Raw genomic sequence first — 23,282 nt, 5'->3', positions numbered from 1 at the left:
CGGCCGTTCGAACAATGCGGCCGCGAACCGGGTACGCCTCAGACGTACCGATTGACGATGTTTTCGAGCAATTCCTGGCGGCCGGATCTGGGCTGCGGCTCGATCTTCTCCTTGACGACGCGCTCGGCGATTTCCTCCAGCGTGCGCTTGCCGGCAAGCATCGCCTTGGCCTCGGCCGAATCCCAGCCGGCATAGCGCTCGGCGAGCGGGGCGGACAGCGCCTTGTCCTCGACCATGCGTGCCGCCGCCTTGAGGCCGCGGGCGCAACAATCCATGCCGCCGATGTGGCCAATCAGCAGGTCCTGCGGATCGAGCGACTGGCGCCTGAGCTTGGCGTCGAAATTGGTGCCGCCGGTCTTGAAGCCGCCGGCCTGCAGCACCTGATAATAGGCGAGCGCCATCTCCGGTACATTGTTGGGGAACTGGTCGGTATCCCAGCCCGACTGGTAGTCGTTGCGGTTCATATCGATCGAACCGAAAATGCCGAGCGCATTGGCCAGCGCCAGTTCATGTTCGAACGAATGGCCGGCCAGGATGGCGTGGCCCTGCTCGATGTTGAGCTTGACCTCATTCTCCAGTCCGAAACGCTTGAGGAAGCCATAGACGGTGGCGACGTCGTAATCGTACTGGTGCTTGGTTGGCTCCTGCGGCTTCGGCTCGATCAGGATGGTGCCTTCGAAGCCGATCCTGTGCTTGTAATCGACGACCAGATTGAGGAAACGGCCGGCCTGTTCCTGCTCGCGGGCAAGGTCGGTGTTGAGCAGCGTCTCATAGCCCTCGCGGCCGCCCCACAGCACGTAGTTCTCGCCGTTCAGACGCTTGGTGACGTCGATGCAGTGTTTCACCGTCGCCGCCGAATAGGCAAAGACGTCCGGATCGGGATTGGTGGCGGCGCCTGACATGAAGCGGCGGTTGGAGAACAGGTTGGCCGTGCCCCACAACAGCTTGACGCCGGTCTGCTTCATCTTTCCCGAGAAGTAATCGGCGATCTCGTCGAGCCGCGCCGCACTTTCGGAAAAGTCCCGGCCCTCCGGCCGCACGTCAGCATCGTGGAAGCAGAAATAAGGCGCACCCAGCAACGAAAACATCTCGAAGGCGACGTCGGCCTTGAGCTTGGCCAACTCCATGGTGTCGGTGCTGCCGGCCTTCGGAAACCACGGCCGGTCAAATGTCTGGCCGCCGAACGGATCGCCGCCCGGCCAGGCAAAGGAATGCCAATAAGCGACGGCAAAGCGCAGATGGTCTTCCAGCCGCTTGCCGGCGACAATCTCGTCGGGATTGTAGAACCGGTAGGCCAGCGGATTGGTCGAATCCGGTCCGTCATATTTGATCTGTTGGATGTCGCCGAAAAAACCGCTGCTCATGTTCTTTTCCTCTCGCATGGTCCGGCCTGATTACCTCAGGCGTAATTGGTTTCGCGCTGACGCTGGTCGAAAAGGCTCATGTCAAAGCCACCCAACGAAGGAGACAGACCATGACCGACCTCAACACCATTGCCGAAAACTACATCGCCGCCTGGAACGAGAACGACGCCGCGCGCAGAAAAGCCTTGCTCGAGGCAACCTTCACCGAGGACGTCGGCTATCGCGATCCGATCATGCGGGGCGACGGCCATGACGGCATCGCGGCGCTGATCGACGGCGTGCAGCAGCGCTTTGCCGGCTTCAGGTTCTCGCTGAAAGGCAAGCCGGACGGCTTCGCCGATACCATCCGCTTCTCCTGGAACCTCGGGCCGGACGGCACCGAATCCGTCATCGAAGGCACCGATATCGGCGTCATCGAAAATGGCCGGCTGAAAAGCGTCACCGGCTTTCTCGACAAGGTGCCGGCACAGTGAGGCCTTCTCGGCAGGCCACGGCGAGGGCGGGAAACCGCTCACGCCGTGGCGCTCCTGATCGCTGGGTAAAGCTGGCGGTAGCGCTGATAGGCATCCGCATAGGCATCGCCGAGGGCGGCGACCGGCTCGACCGTGGCGTCCGTCGCCGGCGCCGTGCACACGGCGCGCGGATCGGCGCCCGTCGCCCCAATCAGGCCAAGCCGGGCCGCACCGAAGGCGGCGCCGAAATCGCCGTCGGCTGGAATATCGACTGGCAGGCCAAGCGCGGTGGCGATGGCCTTCAGCCAGTAGCGCGAGCGCGAGCCGCCGCCGATCGCCGTCACCCGGGTCAGCGTCGTGCCGGCTTTGGCCAGCGCTTCGAGGCTGTCGCGGAAAGCGAAGGCGACGCCTTCGAGCACGGCCTGGGTCAGCGCCGCGCGGCCGGACTCGTGGGCAAGTCCGGTAAAGGCGCCCCGAATGGCGGAATCATTGTGAGGCGTCCGCTCGCCTGACAGGTACGGCAGGAAGGAGACACCGGTCGGTGCCTGCAGCGCATCGCCGAGTTCGGCGGTCAACTCGCCGGCGCTTTTTCCAGCGATCCCCGACAGCCAGTTGAGCGAATCGGTTGCCGACAGGATGACGCCCATGTGGTGCCAGGTGCCGGGCAGTGCGTGGCAGAAGGTATGCACGGCGCTTTCCGGATTGGGCAGATAGGACGCGTTGGCGGCAAAAAGCACGCCCGACGTGCCGAGCGAGACGAACGCCTGCCCGGCGCCGACTGTGCCCATGCCGCAGGCCGAAGCCGCATTGTCGCCGGCACCGCCGGCGATCGGGATGCCCGCCTGCATGCCCCATTTCGCGGCCAGTTCGGCGCGCAAGGCACCGGCCTTGGCCGTGCCTTCGACCAATGACGGCATCTGGCTTTCGTCGAGCGATGTGGCGGCGAGCAGTTCGGCGGACCAGGCTCGTCTGCCGACATCGAGCCACGACGTGCCAGCCGAATCCGACATTTCCGAAATATGCTCGCCGGCGAGCCAGAGCCGCAAAAAGTCCTTCGGCAGCAGGACCCTTGCCACCTTGGCGAAAACAGCCGGTTCGTTGTTCCTGACCCAGGCCAGCTTCGGCGCGGTGAAACCGGGAAAGACGATGTTGCCGGTCAGCTTGCGAAAGCGCGGGTCGGCATCGAGCGCGGCCGCCTCGGCGTGGCTGCGTGTGTCGTTCCATAGAATGCAGGGGCGCAGCACCTGGTCGGCTGCATCGAGCAGAGTGGCGCCATGCATATGGCCGGAAAGGCCGATGCCTTTGACCGCCGCGAGTTCCTTCGCATGCATTGACCGCAGCTCGCCGACCGCCGCTTCGCAGGCGCGGATCCAGTCGGCCGGGTTCTGCTCGGACCAGCCGGGATGCGGGCGCGACACGTCGAGCGGCGCATGGCCGGAACCGACGATGCTCTGCCTTGCATCGATCAGCAGCGCCTTGACGCCCGACGTGCCGAGATCGAGGCCGAGATACATGTTTCCTCCCATGTCCGTCATGCCTGGCGGCGACGGTCTTTCTTGCTTCCCCGCCCAGTCCTGTGACACGGGCGGCGAAGATATCCCGGCAATCGTGCCGCCGGAAACGCACCCCGGTCAACACGCGAAGATTTTTTCGACGCTCGAAAAAATCTGGTCGGGGCAGTTTTTAAGGCAAGATGTGGCCTTGGTCAATTCGCCGCGAGAGCGGTTGCACGCCGTGAAAACAATGCCGACAACGGGCTGTCCGGCCGTGCCAGCGCGCGTTCCGCCGCAAGCGCCCTCGCCAGCGCGCCGTCACCGGAACGCAATGCCGCTTCGATCAGCGTCAGGTCGATGACGTCGCGTTGTGCGTGGCTGCCGCCGAAGCGATGGGCGATTGCCCGGATCGGCCGGATCAGGCGTATCGTCCCGGCATAATTGCCCTCGCCGAATGCCTTGATGGCGAGCGTCAGGGGATGGCCGACATCCCTGGTGAAAGCAGCGTTGTCGTCCTTGCCGCGCATCGCCTCGCGCTGCGCCTCGAGCAAGCCGCGGGCCGGCGCTTCGAGGCCGGCGCCGACAAACGCCATCATCGCGTGGGCGTCATTGAAGGCATAATGGCCGGCGCTCGCCTTGGGCAACCAGTTGGCGGCGAGTGCCGTCCAGCGCTCGCCGACATCGACGCCGCCGAGATGCAGCCGCCACAGGATCGCCGAGGCATCGACCATGTTGAGCGCCAGCGTCGAGCGCTCGCCATAGATCGGCCCGTCGTAGAGCGCCAGCACCTCGTCGGTCTCGCCGAGATCATAATGGAACAGCGCCAGATGCCACCAATTATGCACCTGCAGGAAGCTTTCCCGGGTCCAAGCTTCGGGATTGGCGCGCATCCACAGAATGCCGGCCTTCTGCCGGCTCTGCATCTCCATGACATGGGCCACCGCATGCTGGGCCCAGCCGTCGCGCGGCTCGAGATCCACCGCCGTGCGGCCAAGTTTTTCGGCGCGCGCGTAGTCGCCCATTTCTTCCAGCCCGAAGGCCTGCATCCCGAGTATGGCGTGATAGCCCGGCATGCCGCTCTGCCAGGACGGCAGCGCGCGGCCGATGCGGTCGCGCAGCATGCGCGCATTGCCGGTGAAGAAGTCGATCTGGTGGCCGGTCTGCAGCGCCAGCGCATCGAGCGGAAACTCGATGGCGATATCCTCCAGCACGCGGGCGGCCTCGTGCCAGCGTCCATCCGCAAGGTGGCCAAGGGCGGCGACATGCGCCTGCTCGCGCGTTGTCGCGGCAAGTGGCAGCGCTGCCTCGTGACATGCCTTGGCCACTGCCGTCGCTTCGCGCTCGGTGGCGAGGCCAAAGAGATAACCCTTGAACACATGCGCCATGACGAAGCCGGGATCTTCGGCGATTGCCCGGTCAATGGAACCGACCGGATCGCCGATGAAGCACTGCAATTCGCGAACAGCCCGGCTGTAGGACGAGAGCCCGGCCTCCGTCGCGCCAGACAGTGTCAGGCCGAATGCATCGCTCACCGCCATGGTCTGTCCTCAGTTGCCCGAGCGCATCGCCACTGTCGCGATCCCGGCGCTGACCAGCAGCGTGCCGCCGGTGCGGTTGAAGATGCGGATCGCCTTTGGATTGCGCACCACGTTGCGCGCCCTTACCGCGATCAGCGCATAACCGAAGGCATTGGCGAAGGCGAGCGCCAGGAAGGTCGTCTCGAAGATCAGCATCTGTGCCCAGAAATCCGCATGCCGGTCGAGGAACTGCGGCAGGAAGGCGACGAAAAAGGTGATGCTTTTCGGATTGAGCGCGGTAACCAGCCAGGCATGCGCCGTCATTTTCGCCGGTGACACCGCATCGGTGCGCGGTTCGGCCCGGAGCGCGCCGCCGGCGCGAAACAGCTTGATGCCGAGATAGATCAGATAGCCTGCGCCGATCACCTTCAGCACGGTAAACACGGTGGCGGACGCCGCCAGCAGCGCCCCGATACCCAGCATCGACAGTGTCATCGCGGTGAAGTCGCCGAGCGCCACGCCGACTGCCATCGGCAGCGCGGTGCGCCAGCCCTGGCCGAGCGCATAGGAAACCACCAGCAGGATGGTCGGGCCCGGAATGACCAGAAGGACTGCCGAGGCGGCGGCAAAGGCGGCCCAGTTTTCGAAGGACATTTTCTTCTCCTTGAGCTCAAAGAAGAGGATAAATCCTTGGCCTCGCGCAGATGTAAAGAGGCAAAATCGAAAAAGCCCCTCGTTAACGCCAGGCGGCCGGCCTTCACGCTTTTTCAACCATGATTGGTGAAAATGCCTGCTATCCGGCCGGATCGTGTTTCCCGCCGATAGCGTGGGGTTTGGGTAAATGCGTGAGTTGCCGCACGGTCTGTCGCTGCCGCATAATGGCGACGCAATCGAAACCGAAATACAGCTTTCCCGTCGCACGGTGCTGTCCGGCGCCGGTGCGCTGGCGCTGCTCGGCGTCGCCGGCTGCAGCCAGACGCTGGATCTGCCGTCGCTGCAGCTCGACGACGTCACCACCGGCTCGATCCGGCCCATCCGTCCGAGTATCAGCGTCGACAAGAACATCACCAGCCCCGACGTGATGTACGCTTCGCTCACCGACGGTGGCTTCAATGTGCCGGAAGTGCCCTATCTCAAGGTCAAGCCGGAGTTCCGCCGCCAGATCGTCGTCGATCCGACCGGCGAGCAACCCGGCACCATCGTCGTTCACTCGCAGGAACGGCTGCTCTATCTGGTGCAGCCTGGCGGCGATGCGATCCGTTACGGCGTCGGCATCGGCAAGGACGGGTTCCGCTGGTCGGGCCGCGCCAACATCCAGTACGGCAAGGAATGGCCGGTCTGGACCCCGCCGCCCGAGATGATCGCCCGCAGGCCGGAACTGGTGAAATGGCAACGCGGACAGCCGGGCGGCCTCGACAATCCGCTCGGCGCGCGTGCCCTCTACATCTATCAGAACGGCAGCGACACCGGCTATCGCATCCACGGCTCGCCCGAATGGTGGAGCATCGGCCAGGCGATGTCGTCGGGCTGCGTGCGCCTGATCAACCAGGACATCATCGACCTCTACAGCCGCGTCTCCAAGAAGAATCCGGTCGTCGTCGTCTGACCGGCGGCCAAGGCTCGAGCGATTACTCTGCCGGCTAGCGCTGCACACCCATGTACTACATTTTGTGCGAATTCATGCGACGCTTCGCCTTGCCCAGCCATGTCCACTCGTGTGACTGACAAGTTTTGGGAGATCGCGACATCGTTGCACTGATCGAGGCGAGCGAAGCGGAGAAGCCGACCATGCGTGGTCCCTGCAAGAAGCAAGAAAGCAATTGATGCCGATTGTCAGGATAGCCGAACTGGAAATCGATCCTAAGCAGATCGGCAGCTACAGGGCCCTGCTTGCCGAAGAGATTGAGGCTTCTGTACGCGTCGAGCCGGGCGTGCTTTTCCTTCATGCGGTGGCAGTAAAAGGCACGCCTGAAAAGGTGCGCGTGATCGAATGCTACGCCGATCAGGCGGCCTATGAGGCCCACCTGACCACGTCGCACTTTCTCAAATACAAGGCGCAGACGGCGAGTATGGTCAGGTCACTTCGGCTCATCGAAACGGATCCTATCGCGCTGCAGGCGAAGAGTGGCCCGATTTCAAACTGACCCACTGCCTCTGCCGTTGCGCGATGCCGCAAGACAGGCGAATGTGCCTGCGATTTTCACCGCCCGGGAGACGTGAACAATGGCCGGAACTTTTGTCATCGCGCAAGGCGGCGGCCCGACCGCCGTCATCAACCAGACCGTGGTGGGCGCCACGCTCGAAATCCGCAAGCGGCATCCCGGCGCCAAGGTGCTTGGTTCCATCCACGGCGTGCGCGGAATTCGTGACGGCAATTACGTCGATCTTTCCGCCATCCCCGAGGACCGCCTGCGGCTGATCGCGGCGACACCGAGCGCCGCGCTTGGTTCGACGCGCGACAAGCCGGATGCCGCCTATTGCGACCTCATCCTCAACGGCTTGAAGAACGCCGGCGCCGATGCCTTCATCTATATCGGCGGCAACGACACCTCGGGCACGCAGCAGATCCTCACCGACGCCGCCGGCGGCAAGATCGCCTTCGTCCACGCGGCGAAAACCATCGACAACGATCTCCAGGAGAACGATCACACGCCCGGCTTCATGTCGGCGGCCGAGTTCGTCGCTGGAGCATTCCTTTCGGTCGATCTCGATTTCCGCGCTCTGCCGGGCATCTATGTCGGCATCGTCATGGGGCGGCATGCCGGTTTCCTGACGGCCGCGTCCGCGGCCTGGCAGCTCGATCAGGACAGCGGCCCGCATCTCGTCTACGTGCCGGAGCGGCCGTTCTCCGCGGCGGGCTTCATCGACGACGTTCGTGCAACGCTCGACCGCCACAAGCGCTGCATCGTTGCCGTCTCCGAAGGCGTCAGCACCGCCGACGGCAAAGCGCTGGTCGAAAGCCTGGTGCCGCCGGAAAGGCTGGAGCGCGACCAGCACGGCAACGTCAAGCTGTCGGGCAGCGACCTGCCGGCAGCCTTGGAGCGCGCGCTCGCCGAAGGATTGCCGGGCAAGCGGGCGCGCGTCGATGCGCTCGGCTATATGCCGCGCGGCTATGTCGGCGCCATCAGCGCGGTGGACGCGCAGGAGGCCTTCGATGCCGGTGCCTTCGCGGTCACGGTGGCCGACGAGGGGGGCGGTTCGGTGGCGCTGCAATATGACGGCAAGAAAACCGTGCTGAAGAAGGTGCCGCTGAAGAACGTCGCCGGCAAGACGCGCCATATGCCGGATGATTTCATGCTGCCGGAAGTCAACCGGCTGTCCGATGCGGGGATGGCCTATCTGAAGCGGCTGGTCCCGCAAAAGTACAAGGTCGGCAAGCCGTTCGTCTGATGCCGGCCTTGATCTGATGGACAGCTGGTTCAGCAAAACCATCGTCGACGCCAAGACGACGATGCTGACCGAGCCCTTCATGCACGAATTCGTGCGCGCCAACATCTGGCATCTGCGCGGCCGCGATGTCGACCTGCTGGTCGACACCGGCATGGGGATCTGCCCGCTGGCGCCGCAGATCGACACGCCGTCCGGCAAGCCGCTGCTCGTCGTCGCCACGCATATCCATCTCGATCATGTCGGCTCGCTGCACGAGTTTCCGTTGCGGGCAGGGCCGCGCCACAGCGCCGCACAGTTCGACAGCATGGATGAAGCGGTGACCTACGCCTACATGTTCCATGATCTGGAAGGCGCCGTCTCCAGGCTGCCGGCAAAGGGCTGGAAGGCGGCCGATTACAGGATTCAGCCGGCGCCTCTGGCCCGGACCCTGGACGAGGGCGATAGGATCGACCTCGGCGACCGCCAATTCCGCGTCCTGCATCTGCCCGGCCACTCTCCGGATTCGATCGCGCTGTTCGACGAGGCTGACGGCCTGTTCTTTGCCGGCGACGCCATCTACGACGCCATGCTGATCGACGACCTGCCGGATTCGGATCGTGCCGCCTATCGCCGCACGATGCAGCGCCTGCTCGAGCTGCCGATCCGCATCGGCCATGGCGGTCATGGACCGAGCTTCGACGGCAGGCGGATGCGCGAGATCGCCACCACCTATCTCAGCCGGACCGACCGGAAAGGCGAATAGGAGGCCTCGGCTGAGGCGGCGCAAATCTGAAGCGATTTGTCTTGCGCAGCTATTTTGTTCTTGCTTTGTGCCGGCAGCTATGCTAGTAATCTGGGTATGGTGCTGATTCGCCCCAATGACCCGCCGCAAGGCGGGTTTTTGTTTTCGGGTTTCGGCGCCAGCCCGGCAAGGCGGCTGCCAGCCGGAAATTAAATCTTCGTAATATTATCTGGAAACCACGATCGGCGCCTAGATGCGGGGCTGTCGATCCGGTCGGCCGCCGTGCCAGGCGAGACAGGCAAGGCCGACACGCCGATAGAGCATTCCGGTGACGGAACGCTGCGGCGCCCGATCAATCTCTCGCCCGGACAACGGCCATGTCACCAATCCAGACCCTTCGCAGACATCGCGTCGCCGCTCTGCTGGGCGCCGCGCTGATCGTCAGCCCCTTCGCCCTGCCCCTCGCTCCCAGGCTGAATGATGTCCTGGCGGCAACAGTGACCCCACCTGTCACCGGAATGACGGCGCCCAGCGGTTCGTTCGCTCCGGTCGTGGCGGCCGACAAACCGGCAGTGGTGACCATCGCGACGGTCATGAAAGTACAACAGCCGGACACCATGAGCGACGCCTCTCCCTTTGGCGGAACCTCGCCTTTCGACGACTATTTCCGCCATTTCTTCGATGACCAGGGACAGCCCGCCCCCAAGACACCGCCGGAACAGGCGCCGCGCACCGAGGCCCTCGGCTCAGGCTTCATCGTCGGCGCCGACGGCACCATCGTCACCAACAATCACGTCGTCGACGGCGCCCAGTCGATCAAGGTGACGCTCGACGACGGCACCGAGCTTCCCGCCAAATTGATCGGTCATGACGCCAAGAACGATCTTGCCGTGCTCATGGTCAAAGCCGGCAAGCCCTTGCCGATCATCAAATGGGGCGATTCCGACAAGCTCATGCCGGGCGACCAGGTGCTCGCGTTCGGCAATCCTTTCGGCCTTGGCACTACGGTCACGGCCGGCATCGTCTCGGCGCGCGGCCGCGACCTGCATAGCGGGCCGTTTGACGACTTCATCCAGATCGACGCACCGATCAACCGGGGCAATTCCGGCGGCCCGCTAACGGATGTGAACGGCAATGTCGTCGGCATCAACACGGCGATCTTTTCGCCGAATGGCGGCAGCGTCGGCGTCGGCTTCGCCATCCCCTCGGACCAGGCGCAAAAGGTCGTCGCCAAGCTGATGAAGGGCGGCTCCATCCAGTACGGTTATCTCGGCGTCCAGATCCAGCCGGTGACGCCTGACATGGCGAGCGCCATCGGCCTCGATCACGCAGCCGGCGTGCTGGTCGCGCAGGTCAGCGACGGATCGCCGGCCGCCAAGGCCGGCATCGAGACCGGCGACGTCATTACCAGTTTCGCCGGCCGCGACATAAAGGATCCAAGGGATCTGTCGCGCACCGTCGCCGACGTTGCGCCCGGCACGAGGGAAACCCTCAATGTCTGGCGCCAGGGGCAAAGCCTGCAGATCTCCGTCGAGGTCGGGCGCAACGAAGACGACATGGCAACGGGATCGGTGACCGGCGATCGGCGTCAGCCGTCGACGGAGCAGGGCCTTCGCGCACCGGCGCTCGGTCTCGGCCTGATGGACGTCACCCCGGATGTGCGCCAGGCAATGAACCTGGCAGGCAACCAGCACGGCGCGCTGGTCGAGCGCGTCGACCCGAACAAGGCGGCATCGGCTTCCGGCATCCAGCCCGGCGACATCATCGTCGCCGTCGACCAGCATCCGGTGAGGAACGCCAGGCAGGCTAACCAGGCGATTGTGCAGGCTGCCAAATCTGGCAAGAAATCGGTGCTGCTGCTTGTCGAGCGTGGCGACGCCCAGATGTTCGTCGCCGTCCCCTTCGCCAGTGGCTGAAGCGGGCGCCGCGCTGCCAAGATCGATGTAGAGCATTGCCGCCAGGCCGGAGCCAAGATTTCGGTTGCCCGCGCACGCGTCTTCGAGAAAACTGACAAAGGTCGATTGGACCTTGCGCAAACGGATATTCTCGATGGTTACCCGAGGCTTCTCTTCCGGACGAAAGCCGCCGACGGATACGGATGCACGTATCCCGCCGGGGCAATATCTCGAGCAAGGTTTCCCGGTCCTGTCGGCCGGCCCGACGCCGCATGTCCGCACCGAGGATTGGTCGTTTACGCTTAAGCACGGGCCGCGGCCGATCAAGAAGTGGAACTGGGCCGAGTTCAACGCGCTGCCCTTGACCAAGATGACGCGCGACATCCATTGCGTCACCGCATGGACCAAGTTCGACACCGCGTGGCAGGGCGTGCTGGTCGACGACATCCTTGCCGACGCCGGCATCGAGCCGCCCACCGCCTTCACGCTGGCGCTGGGTTTCGACGGCTATTCCACCAATGTGCCAACGAAGGATCTCACCGGCGGCAAGGCGATGGTGGCACTGCTTTACGAGGGCAAGCCGATCACCCCCGATCATGGCGGCCCGGCCCGGCTGCTCGTTCCGCACCTCTATTTCTGGAAATCGGCCAAATGGCTGAACGGGTTGCAGTTCACCGAGCGTGACGAGCCGGGTTTCTGGGAATTGCGAGGTTATCATATCTACGGCGATCCGTGGCGCGAGCAGCGCTACACGAACGATCCATGAGCGACGCACCGGCGGCGCAGTCGCCCTGGCAGACGGTCACCATCACCCGCATCCAAAAGCGCACGCCGCGCGTCACCAGCTTTTTCCTGCAGCCGTCGCGGCCCTTCGTCTACCATGCCGGACAGCATGTCGATGTCAGGTTGACAGCGCCGGACGGCTATCAGGCGCGCCGCTCCTACTCCATCGCCTCGGCGCCGGAGACCGGCGAGACCATCGAACTGGCGATTGAAAAACTCGAGGACGGCGAGGTCTCGCCGTTCTTTCACGAGATCGCGGCGGTGGGCGACGAGGTCGAATTGCGCGGGCCGCTCGGCGGCCATTTCGTCTGGTCCGACGGCGATGGCGGACCGCTCCTGCTCGTCGGCGGCGGGTCGGGCGTGGTGCCGCTGATGTCGATGGTCCGTCACCGGGCGATGCGGGGATCGCTGGTCGCCGCCACCTTGGTGTTTTCGGCGCGGGTCTGGGACGAGGTGATCTTTCGCGACGAGTTGATCGACCTCGCCGAGCGCCGGGATGGCTTCGACCTGGTGCTGACGCTGACGCGCGAGCCGGCCCGCCGTCCGGCAGATCATGCGCGGCGGGTCGACGCCGCGATGATGGTGCAAGCCATGACGAGGCTGCCCGCGCCGCCGAAGCTCGCCTTTGTCTGCGGCTCGAACGCATTCGTGACGGCCGCCGCCGAGGCACTGATCGATGCCGGGGTGCCTGCGGCACTCATCCGCACCGAACGCTACGGGGTCTGACCGGTTCTGCTTGCCCGGTTGCTGCCTTTGTTGGGCGGCATAAAGCAGGCCAAAAGCAGCCGCAACGCCGACGCCGCGTTTGGCCGAAATGGTTAACGATTCGACAAAGGAGCCTCGGCTGCGACTTTTATCGGTTTAAAAAATCGAACCGAACGGTTCGTTTCTGTTGACAATGCGTGCAGGACGCTGTGAACGCTGCCTCCCCAAGTCACCTTGCAGCCAGACCGATACTATGGGCTATCTACTTGATATTTAGCAATAAAATTGTGGCGAAGGGAATCTCTGGCACAATTTCAAGGTGTAGATTCTTGGTCCACACCAAACAACTTCGTGATTGGAAACTGGCCATCGCCTTTCCCACATCGGGGCTGTCCGAACGACGCGAATTTCTCCCAAGACACGCCGCTGGACGGACGGAAAAACTGAGATACTGGAGTACTAAAATGAAAAAGATCGCTCTTGCCGCCGTCGCCGTTTTGGCCATCACCGGCAGCGCCTTCTCTGGCAGCGACAACTTTGGTTCCAAGGGTGCGAACCAGCCTGCCGCTTCGGTCGACAGCTCGTATACGGCTTCCATTCAGAAGCCGGCTCATGCTGACCAGCAGCCTGTCCAGGGCGCCGACCGTAACCTCTTCGGCAACAACTAACAGTCGATCCCAGCATCAGGGCGGCGGGCATATCCGCCGTCCGGGGATCTGAATAATTCAGGAGTATTAAGATGAAAAAGATCGTTCTTGCTGCCGCCGCCGTTTTGGCCATCACCGGCAGCGCCTTCGCGGGCAGCGACAACTTTGGTTCCAACGGAGCCAACCAGCCTGCTGTCTCGGTCGACAGCTCCTACACGGCTTCCGTCAAGACGTCGGAACAGGCTGAAAAGCAGCCGGTTGTCCAGGGCGCCGACCGTAACCTCTTCGGCAACAACTAACAGCCGATCCCACCATCAAGGCGGCGGCATGCCCGCCGCTTGATTTCGAAAATCCAGGAGTACCCAAAATGAAAAAGATTGTTCTTACTGCCGCCGCTCTCTTGATTGCCGCCGGCAGCGCTTATGCCCGCAACGACAATGTTGGCGGGACCGACATCAACAAGCAGTCGACCGTCAACGTCGACAACACGCAGACGTATTCGGTACGTGACAGCAACTCGCCGATCTACAAGCTGCTGAATTCGTCTGGCGATGTGCCCAAGTCCGCGCCTCAGGGCGCCGACCGCAACCTCTTCGGCAACAACTAGAGCAATTCCAGGAAAGGTGTGAAACGGTTTTCCCGGGAAAAGCGCGTAGCGCTTTCCCTTGGGAATTGTGTCAAAACAAAGAGATAGAGCTGTTCGGCGTTCCGTGAAACGATGAATCGCTCTAACGGCCGAACTGGAATTCCAGACAAGAGCGGCGGGCCATGCCCGCCGCTCTTGTTTTTTGCATGGCGGAAGAACGCCTGCTTCAAGCCGCCTTTGCTTCTGCTTCATGGAGCGCGAAAGAGCGCCCGTCCGCGTCGAAAATATGCAGGTCGCCGGCGTCCGCCGTCAGCCGCAGCGTCGCTCCGCGCTTGACCTCGACATTGCCCGGCAGCTTGGTCACCAGCGGCAGGTCGGCGCGGCCGATGTCGACATAGACGAGCTGGACCTCGCCGAGCTGCTCGACGTAATCGACCGTCCCTTCGAACAAATAGTCGGCGCGGGTGGCAATCATCAGATCCTCCGGCCGCACCCCGAAGCTCACCGCAGCACCTTTCGCCGACGCAGGCGTTGCGATCGGCACCGTTGCCTTGCGGCCGCCGACATGGCTGACGACCGTCGGGTTGCCGGTCTTGTCGATCGTCGCCGGCAGGATGTTCATCGCCGGCGAGCCGATGAACTGGGCGACGAACAGATTGCCGGGCCGCTTGTAGAGCTCCATCGGCGTGCCGACCTGTTCGATATGGCCTTCCTTCAGCACTACGATGCGGTCGGCCAGCGTCATCGCCTCGACCTGGTCGTGGGTGACGTAGATCATCGTTGTGGCCGGCATCGACTCCTTGAGCTTGGCGATCTCGATGCGGGTGGCGACACGCAGCGCCGCGTCGAGGTTGGATAGCGGCTCGTCGAACAGGAAGACCTTGGGATTGCGCACGATGGCGCGACCGATGGCGACGCGCTGGCGCTGGCCGCCCGACATCGCCTTGGGCAGGCGGTCGAGATATTTGGTCAGCTGCAGGATCTCGGCCGCCTGGCGCACCCGCTTGTCGATCTCGGCCTTGCTTTCCTTGCCGATCTTCATCGAGAAGGCCATGTTGTCGTAGACGGTCATGTGCGGATAGAGCGCATAGGACTGGAACACCATGGCGATGCCGCGCTTTGACGGCGGCACGTCGTTGACGATCTCGCCGTCGATCTTGAGCTCGCCCGATGTGATCTCCTCCAGCCCGGCGATGCAGCGCAGCAAGGTCGACTTGCCGCAACCAGAGGGACCGACGAAGACGATGAATTCGCCCGATTTTATGTCGAGGTCGACGCCGTGCAGAATGTTGAGATTGCCATATGATTTCCTCACTTGCCTTAGCGTGACATCGGCCATGGTACCCTCCAGTTCTTCCTTGAATTCAGTCGATACGCCCGAACCAGGCGCCGTAGCCGCCGAGGCGGATAGTGCCGGCGCCAGTCTGTCCCGAAAACCCGTGTCCCGGCAAGGGCTGCAATGAGCGGCCGCCAAGATCGACTTCGGCCGGCTTTGCTCCGAGATTGAAGGCGCAGACGATCTGCTCGTTGCCTTCACGGCGGGTGAAGGCGACGGTGTCGCCCTCGCTTTCGATGAACTCGATATCACCCTTGGCCAGTGCCGGATGGGCGCGGCGGAAAGCCAGGAAGCGCCGGTAGTGCTCGAGCAGCGAGCCGTCGTCGCCTTGCTGCACATTGACGGCTTGCGCAAGGTGCTTGCTGGGCACCGGCAGCCAGGGCTTTGCCGTCGAGAAGCCGCCATTGCGGGCAGCGCCGTCCCAGACCATCGGCGTACGGCAGCCGTCGCGTCCCTTGAATTCAGGCCAGAAGCGGATGCCGTATGGGTCCTGCAGATCCTCGAAGCTGAGCTCGGCCTCGCTGAGCCCGAGCTCCTCGCCCTGATAGATACAGACCGAGCCGCGCAACGACATCAGCAGCGCCGAGATGACCTTGAGGTAGGCGGTCGGGTCGGGCTCGCCGGCTGCCCAGCGCGAGGCGGGACGCATCACGTCATGGTTGGAGAAGGCCCAGCACGACCAGCCGTCGCTGGCCACCTTGCCGAAGGTTTCCAGCACCGAGCGTACCTTTGCCGCGCTGATCTTCTCCGGCGCCAGGAAGTCGAAGGAGTAACACATATGCACGCGCTTGCCGCCGGCCGTATAGGCCGCCACCACTTCCAGCCCACGCTGCGAATCGCCGACCTCGCCAACCGCGGCCGTCGCCGGGTATTCGTCGAGCAAGGCGCGGAAGCGTTCGAGGAAGCCGAGGTTTTCAGGCCGGCTCTTGTCGTAGAGATGGTCCTGGTAGTTGTAGGGGTTGACGGCCGGCGCCGTCTGGTCGTTGCGCTGCTCGGGCGGCAGCGGCGGATTGTCTTCCAGGCCTTGGCTGTGGAAATAGAAATTGATGGTATCGAGGCGGAAGCCGTCGACACCGCGCTCCAGCCAGAAGCGGGTGACGTCGAGCAGCGCGTCCTGGACCGCGCGGCTGTGGAAATTGAGGTCGGGCTGCTCGGCCAGGAAATTATGCAGGTAATATTGCTGGCGGCTGGTGTCCCACTGCCAGGCCGAGCCGCCGAAGATCGACAGCCAGTTATTGGGTGGCGTGCCGTCCGGCTTGGCATCCGCCCAGACATACCAGTCGGCTTTTGGATTGCTGCGGCTCGAGCGGCTCTCCTTGAACCAGGGATGAATGTCGGCGGTGTGCGAGAGCACCTCGTCGATCATCACCTTGAGGCCAAGCCGATGCGCCTCTGCGGTCAGCGCGTCGAAGTCGGCCAGCGTGCCGAACATCGGATCGACGTCGCAATAATCCGACACGTCGTAGCCAAAATCCTTCATCGGCGATTTGAAGAATGGCGAGATCCAGATGGCGTCGACACCGAGCGAGGCGATGTAGGCCAGCCGGCCGATCATGCCCCTGAGGTCGCCGATGCCGTCGCCGTTCGAATCCTGATAGCTGCGCGGGTAGATCTGGTAGATCACGGCACCTCGCCACCAGTCGCGATCGATCGCGAGATCGGGCTTCGGGGCGGCCTTCAAAGCGGATTGCATGATCTCAACCTCCTTTCACCGAGCCGGCAAGCAGCCCGCGGACGAAATAGCGCTGCAGCGAGAAGAACACGATCAGCGGCACGATGATGGTGACGAAGGCCGATGTCGTCAGGATCTCCCAGTCGCCGCCGCGCGAACCGAGCAACGCATTGAGCTTGGCGGTCAGCACGATCTGGTCGCCCTCGGTACCAAGGAAAACCATCGCCACCAGCAGATCGTTCCACACCCAGAGAAACTGGAAGATGGCGAACGAGGCCAGCACCGGGAACGACAATGGCAGCACGATCTTGACGAAGATCTCGAAATCGCTGGCGCCGTCGATACGCGCCGACTCCATGATCTCGCGTGGCAGGCCGGCGATATAGCTCCTCAACAGATAGATGGCGAAAGGCAGACCGAAGCCGGTATGCGCCAGCCAGATGCCGAGATAGGTCTTCGACGGCACGCCGAAGAAGCTGCCGACGCCGTTATAGAGCTTCAACAGCGGGATCAGCGACATCTGCAGCGGCACGACCAGGAGGCCGATGATGACGGCGATGAGCAGCGCCCGGCCGGGAAAGCGCATCCAGGCCAGCGCGTAGGCGGCAAACGCGGCGATCAGGATCGGGATGACGGTCGCCGGAATGGTGACGGTCAGCGAGTTCATGAAGGAGCGGCCGATGCCTTCCGAAAACAGCACCGTGTCGTAATTGTCGGTGGTGAATTTCGGCGGCGCCGACGAGGCGTAATAGACGCGCTGGCCGCGTTCGCTTTCGAAAGCCTTCGGCGAGGTCATGACGAAACTGCCGTCGGCATTGAGCTGCAGGGTGACGCCGTCGCCGAGATCGGCTGTCGTGCCGGCGGGATATTGCGTCGGCGCGGCCGACTTGACGCCAAAGGCGCTGATGTTGCGGGCCGGGCCGTCGCCGAAGATATTGCCTTGCAGGACGAACTTGCCCTCCTTCTCGACCTGCGCCGAGGCTGGCGGCAGCCGGCCGGCTTCCGTCTGGCTGGAACTGGTGAACGAGTTCCACCAGCCCGAAGCGATGATCTGATCCTTGTCGCGCAGCGACGAGACCAGAATGCCGAGCGTCGGGATCGTCCAGATCGCAACGAAGATGAAGACGGCGATGTGGACGCCGAAACGGCTGACAAAGGACTTTCCGGTCGACGCGGCCATCTCAATGCCCTTCCGTCTCTTTGTTCGCCTGGCGGATGTTCCAGACCATGATCGGAATGACTGCGATCATGATGATGATGGCGATGGTGGCGCCGCGGCCGAAATCGCCGCCGCCGCGGAACATCCAGTCGAACATCAGATTGGCCAACACCTGGCTGTTCCACTGGCCGTTGGTCATGGTCAGCACGATGTCGAAAACCTTCAGCACCAGGATGGTGATGGTGGTCCAGACCACGGCGATGGTGCCCCAGATCTGCGGCACCATGATCTTCCAGAAGATCTGGAAAGGGTTGGCGCCGTCGATGACGGCGGCTTCCAGCGTCTCTTCCGGAATGCCGCGCAAGGCCGACGACAGGATGACCATGGCAAAGCCGGTCTGGATCCAGATCAGGATGACCATCAGGAAGAAGTTGTTCCAGAACGGCAGCGAGATCCAGACCTGCGGCTGGCCGCCGAAATACTGGATGATGGCGTTGAGCAGACCGATCTGCGTCTGCCCGTCGCCGCGATATTCGTAGATGAATTTCCAGATGACGCTGGCGCCGACGAACGAGATCGCCAGCGGCAGGAAGATCAGGCTCTTGGCGATGGTGCCCCACCAGATCTTGTCGGTGAGCACGGCGATGATCAGCCCGAGGAAGGTGCAGGCGGCCGGCACCACCGCCAGCCAGATGATGTTGTTGAGGATCGAGTTGCGGAACTCGCGGTCGCCGAACGCCCATTGATAGTTGGCCAAGCCGACGAAATGGGCGCCGCCGCGATCGAGGAACGACAGCCTCAGCGTCTCCACCACCGGGTAGATCAGATAAATGGTGAGGATGATCATCGCCGGGCCGACGAACAGCCAGGGTCGGATCACCCCCTGCCGGCGCAGATTGTTAATCGCCGCCTTGCCGGAAACGCCGCGTGCTGGAAAGATCGTGTCGAGTGCCTTGTTGGCGCCCCAGAAATAGGCGACGCAGCCGCCCACGCCGATGATGATGACGAATATCGCGGAAAAAATCTGAGCCGCCATGGGTCCCTCCCCCTGCGCACGGATCCGCCAGTCGAGAATGGCTTTGGCGACGGGATCATGCGCCGATTCAGTTGTCTGGAGCGCGACCAGCCGGAAAGCAGGTCACTGGGCGCGCGTCATGCCGGAATGTGTTGTACTCACGACAATCGACGCGACGCCAAGCACCGGGTAGGGTCCGGGCCGTTTGAGGCCCGGACCACATCACATTGGGAACTCAAGCCGGCCGCTTACTTGATCGCGTCCCAGCTTTTCTGGATGTCAGTGGCGACGTCCTGGGCGGACTTGCCGCCGACCAGGTCGATCATGCCGGTCCAGAACGCACCGGCGCCGATCTTGCCCGGCATCAGGTCGGACCCGTCGAAGCGGAAGGTCGAGGCGTTGGCCAGGATCTCGCCCTGCTTCTTCAGCGCGTCGCTAGCATAGGCGTCCTTGTTGACCGACTTGAACGGCGTCACGAAGCCGCCCTGTGCCATCCAGATCTCATGAGCGAGCGGCAGCTTCAGGAATTCGATGAACGCGCGGGCACTCTTGCTATCTTTAGTGATCATGGCCAGCGTGCCGGCGCCGAGCACCGGAGTGCCGAGCTCGGGCTTGGAGGCGTAGGGCGGGTAATAGAAGAAGTCGGCATCCTCGCCGATCTTGGTGCCTTGCGGGAAGAAGGTCGGGATGAACGATGCCTGGTGGTGCAGATAGCATTTCGGCGGCACCGAGAAGAGGCCCTTCGGGCTGTCACGGAAATCGGTCGCCGCAACCGCCTTGGCGCCGCCCTCGACCATCTTGTCGTCGGTCGCGATCTTGCCGAAAATGTCGATGGCGTTGACCACTGCCGGATCGTTGAACGGAATTTCGTTCTTCACCCATTTGTCGTAGGTCTCGGGCGTCTGGGTGCGCAGCATGATGTCTTCGACCCAGTCGGTCGCCGGCCAGCCGGTGGCGCCGCCCGAACCAAGCCCGATGCACCATGGCGTGCCGCCGTCGCCGATGATCTTCTTTTCGAGCTCGGCAAGCTCTTCCTGCGTCTTCGGCACCTTGTAGCCCGCTTCCTCGAAATTGTCCGGCGAGTACCAGACCAGCGACTTCACGTCGGCCTTATACGGAAAGGCGAAGAAGCCGGGCTTGCCGTCCTTGTCCTTGAACGTGCCGAGGTCGACCCAGGATTGGCCGGCGCCGTAATTGTCCTTGACCCAGTTGGCCGTGTCGTCGCCGAGCGGCGTCAAAAGGCCCTTCGATGCCAGATCCTGGATCAGGCCCGGCTGCGGCAGCACGGCAATGTTGGGCGGGCTGCCGGCCTGCGTGTCGATGACGATCTGCTGCTCGTAATTCTCCGACGAGGAGTACTTGATCTCGGCGCCGGTGGCTTCGGAGAAGTAATCGAGGACGGTGCGGATAAGCCCTTCGTCCTCGCCGCGCCACGGTCCGAAGATCGTCAGCGTCTCGCCCTTGAGGTCGACTTTCTTGAGCTCTTCGTAGTTCGCCCAGTTGAAACGGGGATCTTCGCCCGGCTTGAACTTCAATTCGGCTTGCGCCGGCATGGCGAGCGCAAGCGTGGCAAACGCAGCGCCCAGCAGAAGCATTTTCTTCATCGGTATTCCCTCCCAGTGGTGACAAACACCGAACGAAACCTCCATTCCGTCCGCCGGCGCTGCAGGACTGTGACTCAGTCGGAAAGGAACTGCAACCTTTCGTAGAGTCTTCCAAAGCGCTTTGGTGATTTTGATCACGCCACTGAATTGATCCGGAGTCAAGAGAAAGCCAGACTAATCGATTTAATTTCTGCGGCCGAGTGCCGGCAAAAGTGCGCTGCAGCACAGTTTTCTGGCGGTGCAGCAGCAAATTCGGCTTCAAACCGGTCCGAACCGTGCGTATGGTCAGTGCGCTCGGCAACGCGGTTCGTAGCGGCCAGCTCGATTCAGATTAAAAGCGCTTTGAGGTTTGGAGGCCTCCGGTGAACCTCAAGCAGCTCTCCCACATGCTGGCGCTTTCGCAGACTACGGTGAGCCGCGCATTGAACGGCTACCCCGAAGTCAACGAGGAAACGCGCCGGCGGGTGGTCGATGCCGCCAAGCGTCACGGCTATCGCCCCAATCCGAGCGCCCGTCGGCTGGCGACCGGCAAGACCGGCATGATCGGCTATGTTCTGCCGACGGGGACGACCGTCGACATCGACCCGCATTTCGTCGAGTTCCTGTCCGGCCTCGGCGACTATGCGCGTTCGCACGAGCTCGACCTGGTGCTGTCACCGGCCGATGCCGACGACCAGGAGACGACGTACCGCCGCATTGTCGCCAACCGGCAGGTCGACGCGGTCTATATCTCGTCGCCGAGGCCGGCCGACCGGCGGGTGGCGCTGGTCAATACGCTCGGCATTCCTTTCATCGTCCATGGCCGCAGCGAAGGCTTCGATTTCGACTATCCGTTCACCGACATCGACAATGAGGGCGCCTTCCACGAGGCGGCGCGGCTACTCGTTCAGCTCGGTCATAGGCGTCTGGCGCTGATCAACGGCGACGATCGCGAGACCTTCGCCATCCATCGCGAGCGCGGCGTGCGCCGCGCGCTTGCGGCGAGCGGCCTGGTGCTTCGTGATCAGCATGTCTGTTCGCTCACCATGACCGAGGAGAACGGCTACCGCGCCGCCCGGCGCTTGCTGGAACAAAGTGACGCGCCGACGGCGATCGCCTGCTCCAGCCTGATCATGGCGCTCGGCGTGGTGCGCGCGGTGCGCGATCTCGGCCTGACCATTCCGGGCGACCTGTCGCTGATCGCCCATGACGACGTCTTTCCCTGGCTGAAGCCGGAAAATTTTTCGGTGCCGCTGTCGACGACGCGTTCGTCGATCCGCCTCGCCGGCGCGCGCATCGCCGAACGGCTGGCGGCGCGGATTTCCGGCCTGGAGGAGGGCGCTCGCGGCGAAGTCTGGCCGGTCGACCTGGTGGTCAGGGGATCGGTCGCCGGCGCGCCGGCCTAGAGGCAATCACTCTGAACGGCCGAGGTCGACTCTTGGCGGCTGTTGGCCAGCACCAGCGGGTGCGTCCTGGTCTCAGGCCGCGGATTTGAGGTGATCGATGAAGGCGCGCAGCTTCGGCAGGACTTGGCGCTTGCCGGGATGATAAAGGAAGACACCCGGCGTCGTCGTGGCGACGCTGTCCAGCACCGACTGGAGTTTTCCTTCGGCTATCAGACCTTCGGCGAGTGGTCGCGGTGTCTGCGCCAGCCCGACGCCCCGCATCGCAGCCCCGACCAACGTCGAATAGTCGTGCGCGATCAGCGGGCCTGAGACGACCGCTTCGATCGCGCCGTTGCCGTCGATGAACGACCAGGGCGCGATGCTGCCATTCGAGCGGCGCAAGCGTAAGCAGGCGTGGTGGCGCAAGTCGTCGACACGCTCGGGACGGCCGTGGCGCTCAAAATAGTCAGGGCTGCCGACGACCACGAACGAGAACGGCGCTGTCAGCCGCACCGCGACCATGTCGGCGGCGATGAGCTGGCCGAGGCGGATGCCGGCATCGAACCCGCCGGTCGCGAGATCGACCATCTGGTCGCTCACGGCGATCTCCAGTTCGATCTCAGGATAGGCTTGGCAGAACGACGCGATCAGCGGCTCCAACATCAGCGGCACGATAGCGCGGGGCACAGACAGGCGCAGCAGACCGGTCGGCCGCTGGCCGATATCGCGGGCGGCCTCGCCGGCCGCGACAAGCTCTTCGAACGCCGGGCCGGCACGGTCGAGGAACCGCTGGCCAGGCTCGGTTAAACCAACGCTCCGCGTCGTGCGGACGAACAGCGCCGTGCCCAGGCGGGCTTCCAGCGCGCGCACCGTCTGGCTCACGGCGGATGGCGTCACGCCGAGATCGGCGGCGGCACGGCGGAAACTGAGGCGCCTGGCGACGGCCAGGAACGCCTCGACGCCCTCCAGCGCACCATGTCGGACTGTGTAGTTCTGCTTCATAGGTTGTTGTGATTACACCGGATAGTCGAATTGCGGTAGCGGGCTTAAAGCCGCGTGAATCAACTGTTGAGAGAAGGCCAAATGTCCACGGAAATGGTGTTCCAAACCCATCTTGCTCTCGGCTATGTCGCGTGGCTGCTTTGCTTCGGCGCGTACGGTTTGCCGTGGCTCAGGTCGATGGACCGGGTCGCGGCGCAACGCGCCATCGCTACGCTGCACAGCTTCCGCTTCTTCGGGCTCGTCTTCATGGTTCCAGGTGTCGTAAGCCCCAATCTGCCCACCGACTTCGCCGTATTCGCCGCCTACGGCGATTTCGCGACTGGCGTGCTGGCCATGCTGGCGCTGCTCACGGTGAGGATACGCCCGCTCTTCTGGCCGTTAGTCGTCGCCTTCAATGTCGCAGGGACGGTCGACCTCATCGTCGACTATTACCATGCCGTCCAGATCGGCCTTCCTGCACGCGCAGGCGAACTGGGCGCCACCTACGCGATCCCGATCATCTACGTACCGCTGCTGATGATAACGCACATCGCCGCATTCTATTTTCTGCTACGTCCTCAGCAAAACGCGACTTGAG

24 protein-coding genes are annotated in these 23,282 nt (G+C 63.2%); 13 read left to right on the top strand and 11 right to left on the bottom strand.

Going from position 1 to position 23,282, the window contains the following annotated elements:
• Positions 1 to 38 precede the first annotated feature (38 nt).
• Positions 39 to 1,364, bottom strand: a complete 1,326-nt coding sequence (gene xylA, locus NKK47_RS09375; protein ID WP_352576278.1) for a xylose isomerase — start codon at positions 1,362 to 1,364, stop codon at positions 39 to 41.
• Between the two features lie 110 nt (positions 1,365 to 1,474).
• Between xylA and NKK47_RS09370 the strand changes: the two genes are divergently transcribed.
• Positions 1,475 to 1,837: a nuclear transport factor 2 family protein gene (locus NKK47_RS09370; RefSeq protein ID WP_352576276.1), complete on the top strand. Its 363-nt coding sequence runs from the start codon at positions 1,475 to 1,477 to the stop codon at positions 1,835 to 1,837.
• A 38-nt stretch (positions 1,838 to 1,875) separates the two neighbouring features.
• On the opposite strand, the gene xylB is transcribed toward NKK47_RS09370, so the two are convergent.
• From xylB to NKK47_RS09355, 3 genes are all read right to left on the bottom strand, one after another.
• Positions 1,876 to 3,330, bottom strand: a complete 1,455-nt coding sequence (gene xylB, locus NKK47_RS09365) for a xylulokinase (RefSeq protein ID WP_352576377.1) — start codon at positions 3,328 to 3,330, stop codon at positions 1,876 to 1,878.
• 191 nt (positions 3,331 to 3,521) lie between these two features.
• Positions 3,522 to 4,847 carry a tetratricopeptide repeat protein gene (locus NKK47_RS09360; protein ID WP_352576274.1) on the bottom strand — a complete coding sequence of 442 codons (1,326 nt, stop codon included), beginning with the start codon at positions 4,845 to 4,847 and terminating at the stop codon, positions 3,522 to 3,524.
• A gap of 9 nt (positions 4,848 to 4,856) precedes the next feature.
• The gene (locus tag NKK47_RS09355; protein WP_352576272.1) at positions 4,857 to 5,480 is read right to left on the bottom strand and encodes a LysE family translocator; all 624 of its coding nucleotides are present in this window, start codon (positions 5,478 to 5,480) and stop codon (positions 4,857 to 4,859) included.
• Between the two features lie 187 nt (positions 5,481 to 5,667).
• Between NKK47_RS09355 and NKK47_RS09350 the strand changes: the two genes are divergently transcribed.
• The 10 genes from NKK47_RS09350 to NKK47_RS09305 all read left to right on the top strand — a co-directional run bounded on the left by NKK47_RS09350 (position 5,668) and on the right by NKK47_RS09305 (position 13,574).
• Complete coding sequence (locus NKK47_RS09350) at positions 5,668 to 6,432, top strand: L,D-transpeptidase (RefSeq protein WP_352576271.1); 765 nt, start codon at positions 5,668 to 5,670, stop codon at positions 6,430 to 6,432.
• 217 nt (positions 6,433 to 6,649) lie between these two features.
• The gene (locus tag NKK47_RS09345; protein WP_023680233.1) at positions 6,650 to 6,970 is read left to right on the top strand and encodes a putative quinol monooxygenase; all 321 of its coding nucleotides are present in this window, start codon (positions 6,650 to 6,652) and stop codon (positions 6,968 to 6,970) included.
• Positions 6,971 to 7,049: 79 nt separating this feature from the next.
• Positions 7,050 to 8,216 (top strand): diphosphate--fructose-6-phosphate 1-phosphotransferase, encoded by a 1,167-nt coding sequence (locus NKK47_RS09340; RefSeq protein WP_352576269.1) that lies wholly within the window; start codon positions 7,050 to 7,052, stop codon positions 8,214 to 8,216.
• A 16-nt stretch (positions 8,217 to 8,232) separates the two neighbouring features.
• Complete coding sequence (locus NKK47_RS09335; protein WP_352576268.1) at positions 8,233 to 8,958, top strand: MBL fold metallo-hydrolase; 726 nt, start codon at positions 8,233 to 8,235, stop codon at positions 8,956 to 8,958.
• Between the two features lie 356 nt (positions 8,959 to 9,314).
• Positions 9,315 to 10,853 (top strand): DegQ family serine endoprotease, encoded by a 1,539-nt coding sequence (locus NKK47_RS09330; protein ID WP_352576266.1) that lies wholly within the window; start codon positions 9,315 to 9,317, stop codon positions 10,851 to 10,853.
• A 133-nt stretch (positions 10,854 to 10,986) separates the two neighbouring features.
• The gene (locus NKK47_RS09325) at positions 10,987 to 11,598 is read left to right on the top strand and encodes a molybdopterin-dependent oxidoreductase (RefSeq protein WP_023680229.1); all 612 of its coding nucleotides are present in this window, start codon (positions 10,987 to 10,989) and stop codon (positions 11,596 to 11,598) included.
• A complete protein-coding gene (locus NKK47_RS09320) occupies positions 11,595 to 12,341 on the top strand; it encodes an FAD-binding oxidoreductase (protein WP_023680228.1) in 747 nt (248 codons plus the stop codon). Before NKK47_RS09325 ends, NKK47_RS09320 begins: the two co-directional genes overlap by 4 nt.
• A 443-nt stretch (positions 12,342 to 12,784) precedes the next feature.
• Complete coding sequence (locus tag NKK47_RS09315; RefSeq protein ID WP_023680227.1) at positions 12,785 to 12,988, top strand: DUF680 domain-containing protein; 204 nt, start codon at positions 12,785 to 12,787, stop codon at positions 12,986 to 12,988.
• 71 nt (positions 12,989 to 13,059) lie between these two features.
• The gene (locus NKK47_RS09310; protein ID WP_352576264.1) at positions 13,060 to 13,266 is read left to right on the top strand and encodes a DUF680 domain-containing protein; all 207 of its coding nucleotides are present in this window, start codon (positions 13,060 to 13,062) and stop codon (positions 13,264 to 13,266) included.
• A gap of 68 nt (positions 13,267 to 13,334) precedes the next feature.
• On the top strand, positions 13,335 to 13,574 hold the full coding sequence (locus NKK47_RS09305) for a DUF680 domain-containing protein (protein ID WP_023680225.1): 240 nt from the start codon (positions 13,335 to 13,337) through the stop codon (positions 13,572 to 13,574).
• On the opposite strand, the gene NKK47_RS09300 is transcribed toward NKK47_RS09305, so the two are convergent.
• From NKK47_RS09300 to NKK47_RS09275, 6 genes are all read right to left on the bottom strand, one after another.
• Positions 13,571 to 13,783, bottom strand: a complete 213-nt coding sequence (locus tag NKK47_RS09300) for a hypothetical protein (RefSeq protein ID WP_352576262.1) — start codon at positions 13,781 to 13,783, stop codon at positions 13,571 to 13,573. The two genes, NKK47_RS09305 and NKK47_RS09300, sit on opposite strands and share 4 nt — an antisense overlap.
• Positions 13,780 to 14,892, bottom strand: coding sequence for an ABC transporter ATP-binding protein (locus tag NKK47_RS09295; protein ID WP_352576260.1), 1,113 nt, complete (start codon positions 14,890 to 14,892; stop codon positions 13,780 to 13,782). Before NKK47_RS09295 ends, NKK47_RS09300 begins: the two co-directional genes overlap by 4 nt.
• A gap of 25 nt (positions 14,893 to 14,917) precedes the next feature.
• The gene (gene bglA / locus NKK47_RS09290; protein WP_352576258.1) at positions 14,918 to 16,582 is read right to left on the bottom strand and encodes a beta-galactosidase BglA; all 1,665 of its coding nucleotides are present in this window, start codon (positions 16,580 to 16,582) and stop codon (positions 14,918 to 14,920) included.
• Positions 16,583 to 16,586: 4 nt separating this feature from the next.
• On the bottom strand, positions 16,587 to 17,741 hold the full coding sequence (locus tag NKK47_RS09285; RefSeq protein ID WP_023680222.1) for a carbohydrate ABC transporter permease: 1,155 nt from the start codon (positions 17,739 to 17,741) through the stop codon (positions 16,587 to 16,589).
• A 1-nt stretch (position 17,742) separates the two neighbouring features.
• On the bottom strand, positions 17,743 to 18,756 hold the full coding sequence (locus tag NKK47_RS09280) for a carbohydrate ABC transporter permease (RefSeq protein ID WP_023680221.1): 1,014 nt from the start codon (positions 18,754 to 18,756) through the stop codon (positions 17,743 to 17,745).
• Between the two features lie 227 nt (positions 18,757 to 18,983).
• Positions 18,984 to 20,339 carry an ABC transporter substrate-binding protein gene (locus NKK47_RS09275; protein ID WP_023680220.1) on the bottom strand — a complete coding sequence of 452 codons (1,356 nt, stop codon included), beginning with the start codon at positions 20,337 to 20,339 and terminating at the stop codon, positions 18,984 to 18,986.
• Between the two features lie 362 nt (positions 20,340 to 20,701).
• On the opposite strand from NKK47_RS09275, the gene NKK47_RS09270 reads away from it, so the two are divergent.
• Entirely contained in the window at positions 20,702 to 21,724 is a 1,023-nt protein-coding gene (locus NKK47_RS09270; RefSeq protein ID WP_031213013.1) for a substrate-binding domain-containing protein, read from the top strand.
• A gap of 72 nt (positions 21,725 to 21,796) precedes the next feature.
• Here NKK47_RS09270 and NKK47_RS09265 read toward each other — a convergent pair whose 3' ends face one another.
• A complete protein-coding gene (locus NKK47_RS09265; RefSeq protein ID WP_023680218.1) occupies positions 21,797 to 22,705 on the bottom strand; it encodes a LysR family transcriptional regulator in 909 nt (302 codons plus the stop codon).
• Between the two features lie 81 nt (positions 22,706 to 22,786).
• On the opposite strand from NKK47_RS09265, the gene NKK47_RS09260 reads away from it, so the two are divergent.
• Positions 22,787 to 23,281 carry a DUF8737 domain-containing protein gene (locus tag NKK47_RS09260; RefSeq protein ID WP_023680217.1) on the top strand — a complete coding sequence of 165 codons (495 nt, stop codon included), beginning with the start codon at positions 22,787 to 22,789 and terminating at the stop codon, positions 23,279 to 23,281.
• Position 23,282 lies beyond the last annotated feature (1 nt).

Origin of the sequence: Mesorhizobium sp. M0019, assembly GCF_040323975.1 — a bacterium.
Taxonomy (GTDB): domain Bacteria; phylum Pseudomonadota; class Alphaproteobacteria; order Rhizobiales; family Rhizobiaceae; genus Mesorhizobium.
Note: the sequence above shows the minus strand (reverse complement) of the source record. Positions and strands in the feature narration are given on the sequence as shown.

Bases quoted from the DNA above. Each gene is read 5' to 3' on its own strand.
- xylB (WP_352576377.1), bottom strand. From the start codon at position 3,330: ATGTATCTCGGCCTCGATCTCGGCACGTCGGGCGTCAAGGCGCTGCTG.
- NKK47_RS09305 (WP_023680225.1), top strand. From the start codon at position 13,335: ATGAAAAAGATTGTTCTTACTGCCGCCGCTCTCTTGATTGCCGCCGGC.
- NKK47_RS09275 (WP_023680220.1), bottom strand. From the start codon at position 20,339: ATGAAGAAAATGCTTCTGCTGGGCGCTGCGTTTGCCACGCTTGCGCTC.
- bglA (WP_352576258.1), bottom strand. From the start codon at position 16,582: ATGCAATCCGCTTTGAAGGCCGCCCCGAAGCCCGATCTCGCGATCGAT.
- NKK47_RS09345 (WP_023680233.1), top strand. From the start codon at position 6,650: ATGCCGATTGTCAGGATAGCCGAACTGGAAATCGATCCTAAGCAGATC.
- NKK47_RS09315 (WP_023680227.1), top strand. From the start codon at position 12,785: ATGAAAAAGATCGCTCTTGCCGCCGTCGCCGTTTTGGCCATCACCGGC.
- xylA (WP_352576278.1), bottom strand. From the start codon at position 1,364: ATGAGCAGCGGTTTTTTCGGCGACATCCAACAGATCAAATATGACGGA.
- NKK47_RS09310 (WP_352576264.1), top strand. From the start codon at position 13,060: ATGAAAAAGATCGTTCTTGCTGCCGCCGCCGTTTTGGCCATCACCGGC.
- NKK47_RS09350 (WP_352576271.1), top strand. From the start codon at position 5,668: ATGCGTGAGTTGCCGCACGGTCTGTCGCTGCCGCATAATGGCGACGCA.
- NKK47_RS09285 (WP_023680222.1), bottom strand. From the start codon at position 17,741: ATGGCCGCGTCGACCGGAAAGTCCTTTGTCAGCCGTTTCGGCGTCCAC.
- NKK47_RS09355 (WP_352576272.1), bottom strand. From the start codon at position 5,480: ATGTCCTTCGAAAACTGGGCCGCCTTTGCCGCCGCCTCGGCAGTCCTT.
- NKK47_RS09330 (WP_352576266.1), top strand. From the start codon at position 9,315: ATGTCACCAATCCAGACCCTTCGCAGACATCGCGTCGCCGCTCTGCTG.
- NKK47_RS09265 (WP_023680218.1), bottom strand. From the start codon at position 22,705: ATGAAGCAGAACTACACAGTCCGACATGGTGCGCTGGAGGGCGTCGAG.
- NKK47_RS09335 (WP_352576268.1), top strand. From the start codon at position 8,233: ATGGACAGCTGGTTCAGCAAAACCATCGTCGACGCCAAGACGACGATG.
- NKK47_RS09370 (WP_352576276.1), top strand. From the start codon at position 1,475: ATGACCGACCTCAACACCATTGCCGAAAACTACATCGCCGCCTGGAAC.
- NKK47_RS09320 (WP_023680228.1), top strand. From the start codon at position 11,595: ATGAGCGACGCACCGGCGGCGCAGTCGCCCTGGCAGACGGTCACCATC.
- NKK47_RS09260 (WP_023680217.1), top strand. From the start codon at position 22,787: ATGTCCACGGAAATGGTGTTCCAAACCCATCTTGCTCTCGGCTATGTC.
- NKK47_RS09295 (WP_352576260.1), bottom strand. From the start codon at position 14,892: ATGGCCGATGTCACGCTAAGGCAAGTGAGGAAATCATATGGCAATCTC.
- NKK47_RS09325 (WP_023680229.1), top strand. From the start codon at position 10,987: ATGGTTACCCGAGGCTTCTCTTCCGGACGAAAGCCGCCGACGGATACG.
- NKK47_RS09280 (WP_023680221.1), bottom strand. From the start codon at position 18,756: ATGGCGGCTCAGATTTTTTCCGCGATATTCGTCATCATCATCGGCGTG.
- NKK47_RS09340 (WP_352576269.1), top strand. From the start codon at position 7,050: ATGGCCGGAACTTTTGTCATCGCGCAAGGCGGCGGCCCGACCGCCGTC.
- NKK47_RS09360 (WP_352576274.1), bottom strand. From the start codon at position 4,847: ATGGCGGTGAGCGATGCATTCGGCCTGACACTGTCTGGCGCGACGGAG.